Source organism: Reyranella sp. (assembly GCF_965227665.1).
Lineage (GTDB): Bacteria > Pseudomonadota > Alphaproteobacteria > Reyranellales > Reyranellaceae > Reyranella.
The window spans coordinates 1,572,263-1,590,162 of the sequence record NZ_OZ245767.1 but is presented as its reverse complement, the minus strand read 5'-3'; the positions used below and the strand labels follow the sequence as shown (position 1 = coordinate 1,590,162).

At 65.8% G+C, this 17,900-nt stretch carries 16 protein-coding genes; 4 read left to right on the top strand and 12 right to left on the bottom strand.

The features are described from left to right. Window positions 1–7: 7 nt before the first annotated feature. Window positions 8–451, top strand: coding sequence for a sugar 3,4-ketoisomerase (locus tag ACO07I_RS07645; protein ID WP_422015918.1), 444 nt, complete (start codon window positions 8–10; stop codon window positions 449–451). Beyond that, window positions 448–1,554 (top strand): DegT/DnrJ/EryC1/StrS family aminotransferase, encoded by a 1,107-nt coding sequence (locus tag ACO07I_RS07640; RefSeq protein ID WP_422015916.1) that lies wholly within the window; start codon window positions 448–450, stop codon window positions 1,552–1,554. Before ACO07I_RS07645 ends, ACO07I_RS07640 begins: the two co-directional genes overlap by 4 nt. A gap of 185 nt (window positions 1,555–1,739) precedes the next feature. On the opposite strand, the gene ACO07I_RS07635 is transcribed toward ACO07I_RS07640, so the two are convergent. The 6 genes from ACO07I_RS07635 to ACO07I_RS07610 form a co-directional block, all read right to left on the bottom strand. Next, entirely contained in the window at window positions 1,740–2,510 is a 771-nt protein-coding gene (locus ACO07I_RS07635) for an amino acid ABC transporter ATP-binding protein (protein ID WP_422015914.1), read from the bottom strand. A 21-nt stretch (window positions 2,511–2,531) separates the two neighbouring features. Next, entirely contained in the window at window positions 2,532–3,812 is a 1,281-nt protein-coding gene (locus ACO07I_RS07630) for an amino acid ABC transporter permease (RefSeq protein WP_422015912.1), read from the bottom strand. Between the two features lie 2 nt (window positions 3,813–3,814). Next, a complete protein-coding gene (locus ACO07I_RS07625; protein ID WP_422015910.1) occupies window positions 3,815–5,005 on the bottom strand; it encodes an amino acid ABC transporter permease in 1,191 nt (396 codons plus the stop codon). Between the two features lie 131 nt (window positions 5,006–5,136). Continuing rightward, window positions 5,137–6,174, bottom strand: a complete 1,038-nt coding sequence (locus ACO07I_RS07620) for an amino acid ABC transporter substrate-binding protein (protein WP_422015908.1) — start codon at window positions 6,172–6,174, stop codon at window positions 5,137–5,139. Window positions 6,175–6,315: 141 nt separating this feature from the next. Beyond that, window positions 6,316–7,347: an amino acid ABC transporter substrate-binding protein gene (locus ACO07I_RS07615; protein ID WP_422015906.1), complete on the bottom strand. Its 1,032-nt coding sequence runs from the start codon at window positions 7,345–7,347 to the stop codon at window positions 6,316–6,318. A gap of 131 nt (window positions 7,348–7,478) precedes the next feature. Continuing rightward, window positions 7,479–8,882: a M23 family metallopeptidase gene (locus tag ACO07I_RS07610; RefSeq protein WP_422015904.1), complete on the bottom strand. Its 1,404-nt coding sequence runs from the start codon at window positions 8,880–8,882 to the stop codon at window positions 7,479–7,481. 472 nt (window positions 8,883–9,354) lie between these two features. Between ACO07I_RS07610 and ACO07I_RS07605 the strand changes: the two genes are divergently transcribed. Next, window positions 9,355–10,233 carry a pirin family protein gene (locus tag ACO07I_RS07605; RefSeq protein WP_422015902.1) on the top strand — a complete coding sequence of 293 codons (879 nt, stop codon included), beginning with the start codon at window positions 9,355–9,357 and terminating at the stop codon, window positions 10,231–10,233. Window positions 10,234–10,315: 82 nt separating this feature from the next. Here ACO07I_RS07605 and ACO07I_RS07600 read toward each other — a convergent pair whose 3' ends face one another. The 5 genes from ACO07I_RS07600 to ACO07I_RS07580 are packed head-to-tail and all read right to left on the bottom strand — an operon-like array spanning window position 10,316 to window position 16,197. After that, the gene (locus ACO07I_RS07600; protein ID WP_422015900.1) at window positions 10,316–11,881 is read right to left on the bottom strand and encodes an ABC transporter substrate-binding protein; all 1,566 of its coding nucleotides are present in this window, start codon (window positions 11,879–11,881) and stop codon (window positions 10,316–10,318) included. Between the two features lie 11 nt (window positions 11,882–11,892). Then, complete coding sequence (locus ACO07I_RS07595) at window positions 11,893–13,428, bottom strand: M81 family metallopeptidase (protein WP_422015898.1); 1,536 nt, start codon at window positions 13,426–13,428, stop codon at window positions 11,893–11,895. A gap of 9 nt (window positions 13,429–13,437) precedes the next feature. Further along, a complete protein-coding gene (locus tag ACO07I_RS07590) occupies window positions 13,438–14,274 on the bottom strand; it encodes an alpha/beta fold hydrolase (RefSeq protein WP_422015896.1) in 837 nt (278 codons plus the stop codon). A gap of 13 nt (window positions 14,275–14,287) precedes the next feature. Next, on the bottom strand, window positions 14,288–15,163 hold the full coding sequence (locus ACO07I_RS07585; protein ID WP_422015894.1) for an SDR family NAD(P)-dependent oxidoreductase: 876 nt from the start codon (window positions 15,161–15,163) through the stop codon (window positions 14,288–14,290). Beyond that, window positions 15,160–16,197 carry a 2Fe-2S iron-sulfur cluster-binding protein gene (locus tag ACO07I_RS07580; protein ID WP_422015892.1) on the bottom strand — a complete coding sequence of 346 codons (1,038 nt, stop codon included), beginning with the start codon at window positions 16,195–16,197 and terminating at the stop codon, window positions 15,160–15,162. Before ACO07I_RS07580 ends, ACO07I_RS07585 begins: the two co-directional genes overlap by 4 nt. A 175-nt stretch (window positions 16,198–16,372) precedes the next feature. On the opposite strand from ACO07I_RS07580, the gene ACO07I_RS07575 reads away from it, so the two are divergent. Then, window positions 16,373–16,846, top strand: coding sequence for a PaaI family thioesterase (locus ACO07I_RS07575; RefSeq protein WP_422015890.1), 474 nt, complete (start codon window positions 16,373–16,375; stop codon window positions 16,844–16,846). 159 nt (window positions 16,847–17,005) lie between these two features. Here ACO07I_RS07575 and ACO07I_RS07570 read toward each other — a convergent pair whose 3' ends face one another. Next, window positions 17,006–17,896, bottom strand: coding sequence for a polysaccharide deacetylase family protein (locus tag ACO07I_RS07570; protein WP_422015888.1), 891 nt, complete (start codon window positions 17,894–17,896; stop codon window positions 17,006–17,008). Window positions 17,897–17,900 lie beyond the last annotated feature (4 nt).

Genomic DNA, 17,900 nt, shown 5'->3' with positions numbered 1-17,900 from the left:
CTCTGCCATGCCCGACATGTCTCTTCCCCAGCTCAAAGTCTCCAATTGCCGCTGGCTTTCCGTTCCCGGACGCGGCGACGTCCGCGGCAAGATCAACTTCCTCGAGTTCGACCAGCAGCTGGGCTTCACCGTGAGGCGCCTGTTCTGGCTGCACGACATCGCGTCCGATCAGTGGCGCGGGCGGCACGGACACCGTGAGTCGCATCTCGTCACACTCGTGATGAACGGCTCATGCCAGCTGCATCTCGACGACGGCAAGGTGAAGGAAACGGTCGTCCTGAACGACCCGGGGCGGGCGCTTCACATCGGGCCGATGGTCTGGCACGAGCTGGACAACTTCGCGCCGCAGACCGTCATCCTGGTCATCGCCTCGACCCTCTACGACGAGAGCGAGTACCTGCGCGACTACGAAGCGTTCAAGCGCGAAGTCGAGGTGGCGAGCCGAGCATGATCCCCTTCCTCGACATGAAGTCGGTCTACACCGAGCTCAAGCCGGAGCTCGATGCCGCGTATCTGCGCGTGATGGAGTCCGGCTGGTTCGTGCTCGGCAAGGAGGTCGAAGCCTTCGAAGCCGAGTACGCCGCCTTCTGCGGCACGAAGCACTGCGTCGGACTGGGCAACGGCCTTGAGGCGCTCGAGCTCGCGCTGCGGGCCTGGGACATCGGTGCGGGCGACGAAGTCATCGTGCCGTCGAACACCTATATTGCGACCTGGCTTGCGGTAACGGCGGTGGGCGCAAAGGTGGTGCCGGTCGAACCGACTCCGGGCGGGCCGAACATCGATCCCGACCGGATCGCGGCGGCCCTCACGCCGCGCACACGCGCCATCATGCCCGTCCATCTCTACGGCCAGCCGGCCGACATGGACGCGATCATGGCGCTCGCCTCCAAGCATGGGCTGAAAGTGATCGAGGACGTTGCCCAAGCGCAGGGCGCGAAGGTGCGGGGCCGCCGCACCGGATCGCTCGGCGACGCTGGTGCCCACAGCTTCTTTCCCAGCAAGAACATCGGCGCCTTCGGCGATGGCGGGGCCGTGACGACAGACGATCCGAAGCTGGCCGAGCGGCTGCGGACGCTGCGCAACTACGGCAGCCGGGTGAAGTATGTGAACCTCGAGAAAGGCCTGAACTCGCGCCTCGACGAACTGCAGGCGGCCTTCCTGCGCGTGAAGCTCGCGAAGCTCGACGAATGGAACGATCGCCGCCGGAAGGTGGCGGCGCGCTACGACGACAGGCTGTCCGACATCACGAGTCTCGCCTTGCCCAACGTCCCGCAATGGGCCGATCCGGTGTGGCACCTGTACGTCGTGCGAACAAACCGGCGCGCCGATCTGGTGAAGGCGCTCGAGACGGCGGGCATCGGCTCGCTGATTCACTATCCGATCCCGCCGCACCTTCAGGAAGCCTATGCCGAACTCGGCCAAGGCAAGGGGACCTATCCCCTTGCGGAGAAGCTGGCCGAAACCGTCCTCAGCCTGCCGATGGGCCCGCACATGCCGCTCGAGTCGGTCGACGAGGTCTGCGCGGTGATCCGGAAGACGCTCGACGTCAGGTGAAACTCCGGGGCGCCTCTATGGCGGCCCTGGATCCACCAACACCAACCTCATGCTGAGGAGCGCCCCGGAGGGGCGCGTCTCGAAGCATGGGCACGAGCACCACGTCTGTTGCCGATCCTTCGAGACGCGGCCTGCGACCGCTCCTCAGGATGAGGTGGTGCGGGTCGCCCTTATTCTGAAAGATCCTAGTGATTGTGCAGGATCTGGCCGAGGAACAGCTTGGTGCGCTCGTTCCGGGGATTGGCGAAGAACGCCTCCGGCTCGTTCTGTTCGACGATCTCGCCGCGATCCATGAAGATCACACGGTCGGCGACGGCTCGGGCGAATCCCATCTCGTGGGTGACGCAGAGCATGGTCATGCCTTCGCGTGCCAGCTCGATCATGACGTCGAGCACTTCCTTCACCATCTCGGGGTCGAGCGCCGACGTCGGCTCGTCGAACAGCATGATCTTGGGCCGCATGCACAGCGCGCGGGCGATCGCCACGCGCTGCTGCTGGCCGCCTGAGAGCTGGCCGGGATACTTCAGCGCCTGCTCGGGGATGCGCACCCGGGTGAGCAGGCTCATGGCGATCTCCTCGGCCTCCTTCTTCGGCATCTTCTTCACCCAGATCGGCGCCAGGGTGAGATTGTCGAGGATCGTGAGGTGCGGAAACAGGTTGAACGACTGGAAGACCATGCCGACTTCGCGGCGGATCGCCTCGATGTTCTTCACGTCGTTGGACAGCGTGACGCCGTGGACCACGATGTCGCCGCGCTGATGTTCCTCCAGCCGGTTGATGCAGCGGATCAGCGTCGACTTGCCCGATCCCGACGGACCGCAGATGACGATCTTCTCGCCTTCCTTGACGTCGAGATTGATGTCGGACAGCACATGGAACTGCCCGTACCACTTGTTGACGCCCTTGAGCTGGATCACCGATTCGACCTTCGAAAGATCGCGGGCGGATGCGGCCATGACTTGCTCCCCTGACGGCGCCTAGCGGCGCGTACCCTTGTTGAGCTCGAATTCGAGATACTTGCTGTACCGCGACATCGAGAAACAGAAGATGAAGTAGACGAAGGCGGCGAACAGGTAGACCTCACCCGGGAAGCCCGCCCAGTTGGGGTCGACCAGCGCCTGGTTGGCGGTGTTCAGGAAGTCGAAGATGCCGATGATCAGCACCAGCGAGGTGTCCTTGAAGAAGCCGATGAAGGTATTGATGAGCGGCGGGATCACCACGCGCAGCGCCTGCGGCAGGATGATCAGCAGCGTCTTCTGCGGGTAGTTGAGGCCCATTGCGTCGGCGGCCTCGAACTGACCCTTCGGCAACGACTGAAGGCCGCCGCGGATCACCTCGGCGATATAGGCGCCGGCGAACAGGATCACGGCGACCTGGGCCCGCAGGAACTTGTCGATCGTCGTGCCCGAGGGCAGGAACAGCGGCAGCATGACCGAGGCCATGATCAGCAGGCTGATCAGCGGCACGCCGCGGATCAGTTCGATGAAGCCCACGCACAGGCCCTTGATGAGCGGCAGGTTGGAGCGCCGCCCCAGCGCCAGCAGGACTCCGTAGGGGAAGGCGAAGGCCAGGCCATAGGTCGCCAGGATCAGCGTCACCGGCAGGCCGCCCCATAGGCTGGTCTCGACGTAGCTGAGGGGGGCGATGACGATGCTCCACGCCGGCAGGACGCCCACGATGCGCAGGACGAGGCCCACCGCGCCGATCGCAACCAGAGCGTAGTAGGCCATCCGCTCGGACGGTGCCGCCAGCGCGCTGCGCAGGCTGAGGCCGATGCCGCCGCCGGCCAGGGCGACGAACAGGATGAGGCTGAGCGGAATGTGGATCTGGCCGAACATCAGCAGGAAGGTGACGAACGAGCCCACGCCCCAGATCACGAGCAGGCGCCAGTTCCACATCCGGCGGTCGGCGCTCAGCACCAGCATGGCCAGCATGGTGATGACGGCAAACAGCGGCCGCCAATGCTGCTCGTAGGGGAAGGAGCCGAAGAAGATGTAGCGGAACTTCTCGCGGATCAGCGCCCAGCAGGCACCGCCGCCGCGGCACTCCGCGCCGGTCGAGGCCGTGAAGTTGGCGGTGAACAACGCCCATTCGAGGAACCAGGAGAGCACCCAGACGACGAACGCGATCAGCACGACCGTCGTGATCCCGTTGCCCCAGCTCGAGAACAGGTTCTTGCGGGCCCAGCCGAGGGGACCGGTCTCGTCGACGGGAGGGGCGAGCGGCTTGCGGTCGCCGACAGGCATGGCGTCGGTCATGCTCAGCGCTCCCTCAGGGCGATGCGTTTGTTGTACCAGTTCATGAACGCCGAGATCGAGAGGCTGACCGACAGGTAGGCCGCCATGATGATCAGGATGTTCTCGATCGCCTGGCCGGTCTGGTTGATCGTCACGTTGATCGAGGCGACGAGGTCGGGATAGCCGATCGCGATCGCCAGCGAGCTGTTCTTGGTGATGTTGAGATACTGGCTGGTCATCGGCGGGACGATGACCCGCAGCGCCTGAGGCAGCAGCACGAGGCGCATCGACTGGCCGCGCGACAGGCCGAGCGCCGCCGCCGCCTCGCTCTGGCCCTTGTGCAGGGCCAGGATGCCGGAGCGCACGATCTCGGCCACGAAGGCCGAGGTGTAGAGCACCAGGCCGACCAGAAGTGCGGTGAACTCGGGCTGGATGACGGTGCCGCCCGAGAAGTTGAATCCCTTCAGCTCGGGCCAGCTCATATGGTGGGGCGCGCCGCCGGCCAGCCAGACGAGGGCCGGGAGCCCGATGACGATGGCGAGGCCCGCAGAGATGCCGGGGAAGGGCTGGCCGGTCGCCTCCTGGCGCTTCTTGCCCCAGCGGTTCACGTACCAGGCGCCGGCGATGCCCAGCAGGAAGGCGATGCCCATCCATTTGTGAATCGGATCGGCCATGGGCACCGGGAAGTAGACGCCGCGGTTGCTCAGGAACACGCTGTTCCAGAAGAGCGAGATCGCCTGCCGCGGACCTGGGAAAGCCTCGCTGATCAGCTTGTAGAAGAGGAAGAGCCACAGCAGCAGGGGCACGTTGCGGAAGGCCTCGACGTACCAGGCGCAAATCCGGCTGAGCAGCCAGTTGGGCGAGAGCCGGCCGACGCCGACCAAGGTGCCGAGGATGGTGCTGAGGAGAATGCCGAGGACAGCGACGCGCAGCGTGTTGAGGATGCCGACCCAGATGGCGCGGGCGTAGGTGCTGGCCGGCGAATACTCGATCATCGTGTCGCCGATTTCGAAGCCGGCTTCGCGCTCCAGATAGTGGAAGCCGCTGGCGATCTTCTGGCGCTGCAGATTGTCGATGGTGTTGCTGACCAGATACCAGGCAAGGAATCCGACGAGACCGACCACGACGATCTGGAATACCCAGCCTCGAATGACCGGATCGTTCCATGGCGCCACTTTTGCACGTGGCGTAGAGCCGAGAGTCTCGACCGCCATACGCTATTCCCCCTGTCCGGTGCGGATTGCCCGCGCGGGCGTTATCTGCCCGATATTGCCCTTAGTGTATGTGGGAATTGCCCTCGCGCAACGGGGCAAATCCCACCATCCCCAACCCAGATGCCCCCGCATCAACGAATTGGCGGGGAGTATTGCAGGCCGCCCTGGGTCCACAGCGCGTTCTGGCCACGGGCGATCTTGAGGGGCGAGCCCATGCCGACGTTGCGGTCGAAGCTCTCGCCGTAGTTACCGACCTGCTTGACGATGTTGTAGACCCACTTCTCGTCGACCCCGAGCGCCTTGCCCATGCCGGGCGTGACGCCGAGAATGCGCTTGATCGAGGGGTTTTCGCTCTTCAGCATCTCGTCGACGTTCTTAGACGTGATGCCGTGCTCTTCGGCCTCGACCATTGCGTACAAGGCCCAGCGCACGATGTCGGCGAACTGGTTGTCGCCGTGACGCACGACCGGTCCGAGCGGTTCCTTCGAGATGATCTCCGGCAGGATGACGTAGTCGTCGATCGTCTTCGGCGGCGGCACGTTGGCGGCGCGCGTCGCGGCAAGGCTCGACGCATCGGTCGTGTAGACGTCGCAACGGCCCGAGAAGAAGGCCGAGCGGATCTCGTCGACCTTCTCGATGACGACCGGCTTGAAGGTCATCTTGTTGGCGCGGAAATAGTCGGCGAGGTTGAGCTCGGTGGTGGTGCCGGGGGCGACGCAGACGGTGGCGCCGTTCAGCTCCTTGGCGCTCTTCACGCCGAGCGTCTTTGGCACGAGGAAGCCCTGGCCGTCGAAATAATAGATACCGGTGAAATCGAGCCCCAGCGCCGTGTCGCGCGTCAGCGTGTAGGTCGCGTTGCCCATCACCATGTCGACTTCGCTCGACTGCAGCGCGGTGAACCGCTGCTGGGAGGTGAGGGGGACGTACCTGACCTTCTCCGAGTCGCCGAAGATGGTGGCCGCGACCGCGCGGCAGACGTCGACCGAGAGGCCCTTCCATTTGCCCTGGCTGTCGGCGAGCATGAAGCCCGCCGTGCCGATCCCGACGCCGCAATTCAGCATGCCCCGCGCCCTGACGGCATCCAGGTCCTTGCCCGCGTGCGCCGTCCCGGCGGCGCCGGTCAAAGCGGCCACGATACCGGCCGCTGCCGTCGCGATCTTCTTGCGCATTAAACCTCCCTTTTCCTTGAACACAGCATGCCGCCTTCTCCGCGAGGCTTGCAAGCCGCAGGCCAAAATGAGCGGGACTTACCCAAAGAAAAACCGCCGCCCTGGAGGGCGGCGGTTCGTCGTGACGTTGGTCTGGAAAGACTAGCGGATCGGCGGGGAGTACTGCAGGCCGCCGTTGGTCCACAGGGCGTTCAGGCCGCGCTCGATCTTGAGCGGCGAGCCCATGCCGACGTTGCGGTCGAAGCTCTCGCCGTAGTTACCGACCTGCTTGACGATGTTGTAGACCCACTTCTCGTCGACCCCGAGCGCCTTGCCCATGCCGGGCGTGACGCCGAGGATGCGCTTGATCGAGGGATTGTCGCTCTTCAGCATCTCGTCGACGTTCTTAGACGTGATGCCGGCTTCCTCGGCCTCGACCATCGCGTAGAAGGCCCAGCGCACGATGTCGGCGAACTGGTTGTCGCCCTGGCGCACCGCCGGTCCCAGCGGCTCCTTGGAGATGATTTCGGGCAGGATGATGAAGTCGTCCGGCTTGGCCGGGGCCGGGGTGTTGGCGGCGCGGGTCGAGTAGAGGCCCGAGGCGTCCGTGGTGTAGACGTCGCAGCGGCCGGCATAGAAGGCGGCGCGGATCTCCTCGACCTTCTCGATGACGACCGGCTTGAAGGTCATCTTGTTGGCGCGGAAATAGTCGGCGAGGTTGAGCTCGGTCGTCGTGCCCGGCTGGACGCAGACGGTGGCGCCGTTCAGCTCCTTGGCGCTCTTCACGCCGAGCTTCTTCGGCACCATGAAGCCCTGGCCATCGTAGTAGTTGATGCCGGTGAACTCGAGGCCGAGCGCGGTGTCACGGGTCAGCGTGTAGGTCGTGTTGCGCGAGAGAACGTCAACCTCGCCCGACTGCAGGGCCGTGAAGCGCTGCTGCGCCGTGGTCGGCACGTACTTCACCTTCTCGGAGTCGCCAAAGAGCGCGGCCGAGACGGCGCGGCAGACATCGACGTCCAGACCGGTCCACTTGCCTTTGTCGTCCTGCTGGGCGAAGCCCGCGACGCCCGTGTTGATGCCGCAGACCAGCTGGCCACGGGCCTTCACCGCATCGAGATCCTTGCCGGCATGCGCCGTGCCGGCGACACCGACCAGACCGGCGGTTACGACGCCGGCCATCATTTTCTTGAGCATTATGTCATCCCTCGTGGTTTGCCTCTGGCGTTCCCGTCGGTCGCCTGTCGCGACCGTTCAGGATCGATGACGCAATTCCTAGGCGAACAGCCGGACCTGCGCAACGGCAGCGCGTGTGCGATCCCCGGCGGTCAGAGACGGTCGGCGGTGCGCGACGAGAAGGGGTTGGACGACCACGGCTCTGCGCCCTGCAGGCCCTGGAAGCGGCTGTCGCTGCTGCCGCGGCTGCGCTCGGAGGCGCGCTTGATCTCCTGCTGCCACTGCCGATAGGAGACGAGCTGCTCGCCCGCCAGGGCTCCGTTGCCGCCGCTGTCGGAGATGTAGGGCTGCGGGTCGACGAACTGGCCGTTCACGATCACCGAGAAGTGCAGGTGCGCGCCCGTGGAGCGGCCGGTCGAGCCGACATAGCCGATCAGGTCGCCCTTGCGGACGCGCGTGCCGGGGCCCATCCCTTCGGCGAAGCGCGACATGTGCGCATAGAGCGTCTCGAAACTGTCGGCGTGGCTGAGCTTCACCGTACGGCCGTAGTTGAAGTACCAGCCCTGGTGATTGATCACGCCGTCGGCCGCCGCGTAGATCGGCTCGCCGGTCTTGCCCTCGAAGTCGATGCCGTTGTGGAAGCCGCCGCCGCTCTTGCGGCCGTAGTAGCGCCGCGTGCCGAAGGGCGAGGACTGCCGCGCTTCCGGCCGCGGATTGGCGAGGGCCGTGCCGCCGAGCCGTCGGCCCTGGTCGTCGAACCAGCCTTCGGGCTGGTTCTGGGGGGCAAACCACCAGAAGGATTGCCTCGCCGCGCCGTCGCCCAGGCTGGCCACGAGAACGCGAGGCGTGCCGTCGACCGTGCGGCCCTGAACCACGTCGAGGCGAGCGGCGGCCGGTGCGAAGCCGGCGAGCGCCTGGGTCAGTTCCTTCAGTGCGGCGGGATTGGCGCCGGTCGGAGCCAGGGCGCTGGCCAGCGTGGCGCTGCTCGTCTTCACGGTCTTGACCGAATCGGCCACGACGGAGCGCGCGCTCGGTCCGACGGTCACCGGGGCCGAGCCCGGCAGGCTCGAGACGCGCTCGTCGTCATCCTCGGTGGCGCCGGGAGCGAGCTTGAAGCCGAACGAGCCGTCGGCGCCTCGCGAGAGGTCGACGGCCAGCGACTTGTTCGAATAGAGCTGGAGCGAGACGAGACGCTTCGGCTGGCCGGCGCCCTGGGGAGCGAGCACGGCGCGGCCCGAGCTGGCGGCCTTGACCTCAGGCTGGCTCAGAGCCTTGCCGACGGCGTCGGCGGCAGCCTGCGCATCGTTGGGATCGATCTGCAGCAGAATGAGCTGCTGGGCGACCGAGCTTTCGGCCGCGATCGAGAAGGCCTGGACGTCTTCGCTGGGGACGGGCGCCGGGGCCGACCGGGCCGCGGGCTTCTTGAGCTGGTTCTTGGAGGGGGCCTTCACCTGGGCCATCGCGCCCGCGGCGCAAAAAAGAGAGGAGACTGCAAGGGTCGCTGCCGTGAGGCTGCGGATGGTTCGCCAGCTATAGGCGCGTTGGAGACGCGTCATGTTGGACGTCATCGTGATGGCCGCTCCCGTTCCATTGAACGCTACTATTGACGGTTGAGGCTACTGACGATCCACCGACTCCCCCAGTCGATGCCCCTGCGTGCCCCGCTTGAAGGGCACTTTGGCCACGGAGTATCCACAAGTCCACAAAAAGTTGCAAAAATGCAACACCCGTGAAAAGTCGCTAACACCTTGGAAATGCTAGAAATTTAGACTCGCTGTTCCTGGCGTTAAGCAAAGGTCACAGGGAAAGGGCGCTGGAAATTGCTGCGCTGCGAATAAGCTCGCATCGCGCAAAAAATTGCGGCATGGAGGCGAGCGCCTGTAGGTGACCGTGCAGGGATTGACCGATCCGAGCCTTCCGCATAACCGCTTGACGGAGCATCTGGATGACCGCGCCACCGGAGCAGGTGGCCCGTTCGTTGGCGGGCGTTCGACGCAACGGTAGCAGCACAGGCGTGAGGAGAACGAGATGGCCGATCCGATCGAGCTTCTGATTCAGGGACGGGCGCACGATCTGGGAGGCGGCTTCGCGGTCCGCCGTGTCTTGCCGAGCGTCAAGCGACGCACCGTGGGGCCCTTCATCTTCCTCGACCATTTCGGCCCGATGGACGTGCCGCCGGGGGGCGGCATGGAAGTCCGGCCGCATCCGCATATCGGCCTCGCCACCGTGACCTACCTGTTCGACGGCGGAATCTACCATCGCGACAGCCTGGGCTATTCGCAGGCGATCCGGCCGGGCGACGTGAACTGGATGACCGCCGGGAGCGGCATCGTCCACAGCGAGCGCACCGAGCCCGAGATGCGCGCCACCGGCTTCCGCATGCACGGCGTCCAGACCTGGGTGGCTCTGCCCAAGACGCATGAGGAAACGGCGCCGGCCTTCGAGCATGTCGAGGCGGCCCGGCTGCCGGCCTGGACCGAAGGCGGCGCCTCGCTGCGCCTCATCGTCGGCACCTATGCCGGCCGCACGGCGCCCACGACGCACTTCTCGCCGATCTTCTATGTCGGCGTGGAGATGACGGCCGGCGCCTCGCTGGCCGTCACGCCCGATCACGAGGAGCGCGCGATCTATGTAGCGGAGGGGATGATCGTGATCGGTGAGAGCCAGTTCGGCGTCGGCGATCTGGCGGTGCTGGCCCCCGGCCAGACGGTCGAGATACTGGCCGGAACGGACGGCGCCAAGGCGATGTTGCTGGGCGGCGCCCCGATCGACGGCCCGCGTCACATCTGGTGGAACTTCGTCTCCTCGAGCAAGGAACGGATCGAGAAGGCCAAGGAAGACTGGCGCGAGAAGCGCTTCGCCATGGTGGCAGGGGATCCCGAGTTCATCCCGCTGCCGGATCGGTAGAGCTATACGAAGGACCCGTCGTCTCTCCACTCCGCCTCACTACGCTCGGCTCCGGTCGAGACGACGGGACTTTGGGGACCGCCTACTTCTTCTCGACGTTCCAGAACACCGTGACGGGCGATTCGATGTTGCCCGTCACGCCCTTGCGCCGGGCCATCGGCTGCAGGAACTGGCCGAGCGGCACCGTGACGCCGCCGTCCAGGATGCGCTTCTGCACCTGCTCGGCGATCTCGAACTGCTTCTTCGCATCGCCTTCACCGACGAAGGCCAGGCGCAGACGCTCGATCTCCTCGTCGAGCGGCCAGCCGAACTGGGCGCGGTCGCCGCTCGCCTCGGCATAGTGGTTGTTGACCGGGTCGATCAGCAGCACCGCCGCGGCCGCCGTCATGGCGATGTTCCAGCCGCCCTCGGCCACCGGCACCTTCTTGGCCCGCCGGGCGACCAGCGTCTGCCAGTCCATCGACTGCATGTCGACCTTGAAGCCGCCGCGCTCCAGCAATGTCTTCGCCACCGGCGCGAGGTTGGTCAGGACGGCGAGGTCGGTCGACTGCAGCAGCACGATCGGCGTGCCGTCATAGCCGGCCTCCTTCAGGATCTTCTTCGACTCATCGAAGCGCGATTCCAGGATGCCGTCGGTGCCGGCGGTATTCTCGAGCGGCGTGCCGCAGCCGAACATGGCCTTGCAGACCTTGTAGTAGCGCGGATCGCCGATGACCGCCTGCAGGAAGTCCTTCTGGTTGAACGCCATCATGGCCGCCCGACGGTAGCGGACGTCGTTGAACGGCGGCTGTTTCCAGTTGAAGCGCAGGATGTAGGTCGAGCCCAGCTGGTCGGGAATGACGATCTCGACGTTCTTGTCCTTCTCGATGACCGGCAGCAGGTCGTGCGAGGGCTGCTCGATCATGTCGATCTCGCCCTGTTGCAGGGCGTTGATCGCGGTCTGCGCGTCGGGGATCGAGACCCATTCGACCCGATCGACCTTGGCCACCTTGCCGCCAGCCAGGCCCGACGGCGACTCGGCGCGCGGCTTGTAGTCGGGATTGCGGAGATAGACGACCTTCTCGCCGGGCTTCCATTCGTCCTTCTTGAAGATGAACGGCCCCGAACCCGTCGTGTCGGAAATCTGCTGGGTGACCGGAGTCTCGGCGACCCGCTTGGGCATGATGAAGGGCGGAATGGAGGAGGGCTTGGCCAGGGTCTTCAGCATCATGCCGTAGGGTTTCTTCAGGACGATCTGGAAGGTGCGGTCGTCGAGCGCCTTCATCTCCTGGGTCTGCTTGCCCAACAGGCCGCCCAGCGTGTCCTTGTCGGTGAAGCGCTTGATCGACGGCAGGACGTCCGCCGTCGTCACCGGCTGGCCGTCATGCCACTTCAGCCCCTCGCGCAGCTTGAAGGTCCAGGTGAGCTGGTCGTCGCTCACCGTCCAGCTCTCCACCATCTGCGGCCGCGGCTCGAGCTTGGCGTCGAGCGCGAACAGCGTGTCGTAGATGAGATAGCCGTGATTGCGGACGATGTAGGCCGTGGTCCAGACCGGATCGATGATCTTGAGATCCGACTGCATGACGACTTTCAGCGTCTTGCTGGGCTGGGCTTGGGCAGGCGCTGCGGCGAGCAGCGCGACGGCAGCGAACAGGGCACGACGCAGCATGAAGGGCTCCCTCAATTGGTTGCCGGAGGAGTCCAGCTCGTTTCTTCGTCGAGCGGATAGACGGGCCTCGGCAGTTTGGTCCAGGTGAAATTCGCCAGCACTGGCGAGGTCAGGCCCGGACAATCGACTTCGTAGATCTGCTCCGGCTTGAAGAACTCATCGAAGCCGCCGCGAAAGTGGCCACGGCTCTTCACGACCACCGTCCGGGCCTGTGCAATGTCCAGACCAAACATCTCGAACTGGCGCGGGTCCATGCACTGGCATCGGATGCTGATGACGACGATCAGGATGCCGCCGAGATCGAGCAGCGCCGACGGCCCCATGTCGGCCGAGACGTTCTTCAGCACGCCGCGACGGCCGACATACTGGCCGTCGGAGAGCTTCACCACCTTGGCTTCGCAATCGAAGGGCAGGGAGAATTCCTGATGCTCCTGCGTGTTGAACGACGCATTGAAGATCGCGCCTTCGCCCAGCGCGTGCGCCTGTGCCGCGAGCGCCGCGTCGTTGAACACGCCGAAATAGACACCCTGCGCCCGCGCGCCCTTCAGTGCCCGCAACAGATAGGTCGTGTTGCCGCGTCCGCCGCCGCCGGGATTGTCGGCGACGTCGGCCAGGATGATCGGCTTGCGCCGCTTGTCGCGGCCGATGGCGGTCGCGAGCTGCACCGCATCGGCCAGGGTCATCATCTCGCGCTTGAAGCGTTCCCTCGTTCCCCAGGCACGCTCGGCGATGTCGAGCGCCAGGTCGGCCGCCGCCTTGGCATTGCCGTTGCGCGCCGTGACGACGGCGGTGAGGCCGTTCTTGGGACTGTCGCTATAGGCGAAGCCCGCCATCACGGAGACGTTGAGGATGTCCCCGCCGACCTTCGTCTGGCCGTACTTGATGAGGTCTGCGTAGGGGCCGCGCGCGGTCAGCAGGGCGATCTGAGGCGGCACCAGCGGGATCTTCACCATCTCGACCGCGGTGCGCGTGCCGGCCAGCAGTTCGCGCATGTGCTTCGCCGCCTCGACGCCGCGCTCGTAGATGTCGACATGCGGGTTTTCGAGATAGCCGACGAAGACGCTGAGATTGTCGGTCATGCGGCGCGACACGTTGGCGTGCAGGTCGAACACCGAGACGATGGGCACGTCGGGACCGGCGACGCGGCGCAGCATCTCGAACAGGTCGCCGTCGGGATCGTCGGTGCCCTCCGCGAGTGCGGCGCCATGGCAGGACACGAAGATCGCATCGACCGGCAGGACCGATTTCAGGCCGGATTCGATCTCGGCGAGATAGGCCTTGAAGAACTGTTCCTCGACCGGGCCGCCGGGCTGCGCCAGCGAGACGCGCAGCGGCACCGGCGTCCAGTTACCGGTGCGATCCATCTCGGTGAAGAAGCCGGGCAGGTCGGGCATGGTGATCGACTTGCCGGAGCGCGCCTCGCTCACGATGCGGTTGCCACGAATGTCGACGTCGTGTTCGAAATCCTCCGCCGTCGTCACCGGCGCGAACCGGTTGCACTCAATGGCGAAGCCGAGAACGGCGATACGCGGATTGTCCTGGGACAAAGAAACCTCCTAGCGCGGTCGCGCGAGGAACGCGTCGACCAGCGCGTTGAACCTAGCGGCCTGCTCGAAATATGGCGAGTGTCCGGCCTCCTCGATGATCTGGGCTTCGCCGCAGGGCAGGCTTGTCGCGATGGCGCTTGCCAGGAACGGCGGGAAGACGGTGTCCTCGCTGCCGGCGATCAACAAGGTCGGCACGCGAAACGTCTTCAAGTCGGCCAGCGTGCGCGTCGCGGTGCGGCGCAGGCCGGCGCGCAGCGTCTCCTTGTCGAGCGTACCGGCCATCTCGTCGATGCTGCGGTAGAGGAGGTGCAGCGCGGGGAAGCGCTCGGCCGCGCGTTCGCCCATCGCCGGATGGATCCCGCGCGCCATGCCGGCTGCGATCACGGCCTCGGATTCGGCTAACCAGGCATCGTACGCGGTGCCGCCGGACGGATCGCTGCCGCGGCGGTCGAGCGTCCCCGAGGTCGAGCTCAGCACCAGCGCCTTCACGCGGTCCGGATGGGCGACCGCATATTCCAGCATCGTCCAGCCGCCCATCGATTGCGCGACCAGTCGCACGTCGGCAAGGCCGAGATGATCGATCAGGGCGGCGAGGTCGCCCGGATAGTCGGCGGGATCGACACCATCAGCGACTGCGTCGGACGGCGCGAAGCCGCGATGGGCGAAGGTCACGCAGGTGTAGCGGGGCGCGAAGTGCGCCACCTGCTGCCACCAGCTCAGGTGATTGCCGCCCAGCCCGTGCGCGAAGATCAGCGCGGGGCCGCTGCCCGTGACCTCGTAGTAGAGATGGCCGAACGGGCGCTTCAGTCGACCGACAGTCCGGGACGGGGCAGCGTAGGAAGTCATGCGCAGCGTCTCCTCAAACGAGGGAATCGGTATCGAAGGCTTCGAGATCGGTGAACTGGCTGCCGAACTTGCCGATGATTTCTTGGGCGAGGGTCTCTGCGCCGCATGCTTCGAGGTGTGCGACCGGCCGGGGCTGCCCGAACAGGAAGACCTCGCGTCCGCGCGCGCCCAGCACCTGCCCGGTGATCGTCCTGCCGGCTGGCGAACACAGCGCTGTCACCAGGCTGGCGACAGGCTGGGCGTCGATGACCTGTGTGTGTGCGATCGGCACGATGGCATTGGCGGTGATCTGCGCCGGCGCGAGGTCCATCGCCGTGACGCGGGTCAAACCGACCAGTCCGGCCTTGGCGCTGGCATAGGCGGCCTGTCCGAGGGTGCCGTAGAGCCCGGCCGAAGAGACGATGTTGACGAAGCGGCCCCACTCGTAGCCGTCCCTGCCACCACGGGCGAACCTGTCCTGCTCGCGCATGACAACCGAGGCGGCGTTGGTCAGGTAGAAGGCAGCGGAGAGATTGGTCCGGATCACCGCGTCCCAGTCGGCCGGATCGGCGGCGAAGACGGGGGCGTCGCGCCGGATGGCGGCGTTGTTCACGACGATGTCGATCCCGCCGAACGTCCTGACCGCGAGATCGACGAGCTGGCTGGCGACGCCGGGAGAGGCGACGCTTTCGGTGAAGGCGAGAGCCCTTGTGCCGCCGTCCCTCTCGTTCAGCTCCTGGACGACCGTGCGCGCCACCTCGGGATCGCCGCCCTCGCCCGCGATCGACGTGCCGTTGTCGGCCACGACGACCTCTGCACCCGCGGCAACCAGGGACTCGGCGATGGCGCGGCCGATGCCGCGGCCGGCGCCGGTGACGATGGCCACCCGTCCTTGCAGGAGGCCGCTCATTGGTCCGCGCCCGTCTTCTTTGCCGCGCTCGCCATTTCGGCTGCCGTGTAGAAGGCATCGGCATGGATATCGGCGCGTCGCATGCCGCGCTGTTCCAGCAGCAGCGTTGCGGCCTCGACCATCGCGGGAGGACCCGCGAGATAGGCCTTGCAGCCATCGACCTCGTCGAAGTCCTGGGCCACGGCCTCGTGCACCAGCCCGTGCCGCAGCTTTGCATCGCTCCCTTCGCTCAGCACCGGGATGAAATGCAGGGTCGAATGCTTCTGCGCCAGCGCCGCGAAATGGTCGTGCAGATAGAGGTCGCGTTCGCTGCGGACGCCGAAATAGAGATAGATGTGCTGCGGCAGCTGCTTCTGCAGCGCGCGCTCGACGATGGATTTGATCGGCGCCAGACCCGAACCGCCGGCCACGGCGATGATTGGACCGCGATGGCTCTCGCGCAGGTAGGAGGCGCCGAATGGGCCTTCGATTCGTACGCTGTCCCCGACCTTCAGCTTTTCCCACACATGGGCGCTGGTGGCGCCCCCCGCCGTACGACGGATGTGGAATTCGAGAACCGGATCGCCCGGCAGGTTGGCCATCGAATAGTCGCGCGGGGGGCAGCCCTCGAAGGCCACTGACGCGAACTGGCCGGCGGAGAAGTCGAACGGACCGCCCGAGGCGATCTCCAGCCGCACGCGCTTGATGTCGTGCGTGGCGTCGTCGAGGGAGATCACCCTGCAATCGAGCCGTCGCCGGGGGTGGACGATCAGGTCGTCCTCCTCCAGCCACGCGACTTCGCACGCGGCTCGCGGCACGGCACGACAGGCGAGGATCAGGCCGCGCGCCTTCTCCTCGTCGGAGAGCGCGAATTCGGAATAGCCCTCCATGGTCACCTCGCCCTTCACGAGAAGCGACTTGCAGGCGCCGCAGTTCCCGGATTGACAGCCGAACGGATAGGAAATGCCGGCGTCGAGCGCGGCGTCCAGGATGGTGGCGCCGGCTGGCACGTCGATCGTGCGGTCGGCGGAGGCGATGCGAACTCTGAAACTCATCTGGTACGCCGGCGAATGGGTTTGCGTCGTGGACAGTCCGCGTCTAGCGCTCCGACGAAGGGCCGTCCACTTGCAGTGCTCCGCCGGCCTGTCTTTCGACGGCCGAAACGTGGGCTGCGCTCGATCTTCTGGAAAAAGGTGCGGGCCTTCGCCCGTCCGCTATAGTCCCGGCCCCATGAGCTCAGCCCATCCAGACTTCCAGAACTTCCCCAAGGATCTCATGCACGATTCGGAGATCCTCGAGATCCTGCGCGCCAATCCACCCGAGGCGGTGAAGACGCTGAACGGCGAGTTGCTCGATATCGACTCGGCGCGCGGCTATGCGCGGTTCCGCTTCGAAGTCGTGCCGGCCTTCTGCCATTCGCAGGGCCGCGTCTGCCAGGGCGGCTTCCTTACCGGCATGGTCGATAGTGCCATGGCCAACGCCGCCATCGTGAAGGGCAAGCTCGGCGTCGCGGTGCCGACGCTCGAACTCAAGATCAGCTTCTTCGAGGCGATGGGGCCGGGCATCGTGTATGCCGAGGGTCGCGTGATGCGCTGGGGCGGCTCGGTCGGCTTCCTCGACGGCGAGCTGAAGGACGAGAAGGGCCGCCTGATCGTCCACTCGACCTCGACGATCAAGATCGTGCGCCCAAAGGTGAAGGCGTAGAGCCTTTCTGCCCTAACTCGATCCATACCCGAACCACCTCATCCTGAGGAGGCGCGCGAAGCGCGACGTCTCGAAGGATGGGCAACGGACGTGGTGCGTGTGGCCCATCCTTCGAGACGGCTGCTGCGCAGCCTCCTCAGGATGAGGTTTGCTGTGCTGCTACCCGCCGAACCGCGCCTGCCAATGCTCGGCGATCTGGCGGCGGGTGGCGAACCAGGCGCCGCCCTTCTGCTTCATGTGCGCCACGATGCGGTCGAGCGCGGCAATGCGACCGGGGCGGCCGATCATGCGCAAGTGCAGGCCGATCGACATCATCTTCGGGAACCGCTCGCCCTCGGCCCACAGCGTGTCGAAGGCGTCGGTCGTGTAGTCGGCGAAGTCGCGCGCTGAGACGAAGCGGTGGAAGCCCTGGTGATAGTGCATGTCGTTGGTGTCGAAGCTGTAAGGCAGCACGAGGTGCCGCTTGCCCGCGACCTCGACATGGAAGGGCAGGTCGTCGGAATAGTCGTCGCTGTCGTAGAGGAAGCCGCCTTCCTCGACGAGCAGGCGCCGCGTGTTGGGCGACGGTGTGGAGCGGGTATGCCAACCCACGGGGCGGGTGCCGGCGATCTCGGTCAGCGCCTTGACGGTGCGGGCGATGATCTCGCGCTCCTTCGCCTCCTCCATGTGGGCATGCTTCTCCCAGCGCCAGCCATGGCAGGAGATTTCATGGCCGCGCGCCACCGCATCGTGGATCAGCCAGGGCGACAGTTCGGCCGCGAGGCCGCAGGTGCTGACGGTGGCCGGAACGCCCAGCCGCTCCAGGGAATCGGCGATCCGCCACCACGCTGCCTTCGTGCCGTACTCGAAATGCGACTCCATGCACCGGTCGGGGACGCCTAAAACCTCGTCGGTCACCTCGTAGACCTTCTCGTTGTGGGCGTCGCCTGCCGACAACGACATCTCCGCGCCTTCCTCGAAGTTGATCACGAAGGAGACGGCGACCCGGGCACCGCCGGGCCATTTTGGATCGGGCGGCGTGCGGCCATAGCCCTTGAGGTCGCGCATCATGGTC

Excerpts from the sequence above, each read along its gene's own strand:
- ACO07I_RS07645 (WP_422015918.1), top strand. The coding sequence starts at position 8 with ATGCCCGACATGTCTCTTCCCCAGCTCAAAGTCTCCAATTGCCGCTGG.
- ACO07I_RS07640 (WP_422015916.1), top strand. The coding sequence starts at position 448 with ATGATCCCCTTCCTCGACATGAAGTCGGTCTACACCGAGCTCAAGCCG.
- ACO07I_RS07635 (WP_422015914.1), bottom strand. The coding sequence starts at position 2,510 with ATGGCCGCATCCGCCCGCGATCTTTCGAAGGTCGAATCGGTGATCCAG.
- ACO07I_RS07630 (WP_422015912.1), bottom strand. The coding sequence starts at position 3,812 with ATGACCGACGCCATGCCTGTCGGCGACCGCAAGCCGCTCGCCCCTCCC.
- ACO07I_RS07625 (WP_422015910.1), bottom strand. The coding sequence starts at position 5,005 with ATGGCGGTCGAGACTCTCGGCTCTACGCCACGTGCAAAAGTGGCGCCA.
- ACO07I_RS07620 (WP_422015908.1), bottom strand. The coding sequence starts at position 6,174 with ATGCGCAAGAAGATCGCGACGGCAGCGGCCGGTATCGTGGCCGCTTTG.
- ACO07I_RS07615 (WP_422015906.1), bottom strand. The coding sequence starts at position 7,347 with ATGCTCAAGAAAATGATGGCCGGCGTCGTAACCGCCGGTCTGGTCGGT.
- ACO07I_RS07610 (WP_422015904.1), bottom strand. The coding sequence starts at position 8,882 with ATGACGCGTCTCCAACGCGCCTATAGCTGGCGAACCATCCGCAGCCTC.
- ACO07I_RS07605 (WP_422015902.1), top strand. The coding sequence starts at position 9,355 with ATGGCCGATCCGATCGAGCTTCTGATTCAGGGACGGGCGCACGATCTG.
- ACO07I_RS07600 (WP_422015900.1), bottom strand. The coding sequence starts at position 11,881 with ATGCTGCGTCGTGCCCTGTTCGCTGCCGTCGCGCTGCTCGCCGCAGCG.
- ACO07I_RS07590 (WP_422015896.1), bottom strand. The coding sequence starts at position 14,274 with ATGACTTCCTACGCTGCCCCGTCCCGGACTGTCGGTCGACTGAAGCGC.
- ACO07I_RS07585 (WP_422015894.1), bottom strand. The coding sequence starts at position 15,163 with ATGAGCGGCCTCCTGCAAGGACGGGTGGCCATCGTCACCGGCGCCGGC.
- ACO07I_RS07580 (WP_422015892.1), bottom strand. The coding sequence starts at position 16,197 with ATGAGTTTCAGAGTTCGCATCGCCTCCGCCGACCGCACGATCGACGTG.
- ACO07I_RS07575 (WP_422015890.1), top strand. The coding sequence starts at position 16,373 with ATGAGCTCAGCCCATCCAGACTTCCAGAACTTCCCCAAGGATCTCATG.
- ACO07I_RS07570 (WP_422015888.1), bottom strand. The coding sequence starts at position 17,896 with ATGATGCGCGACCTCAAGGGCTATGGCCGCACGCCGCCCGATCCAAAA.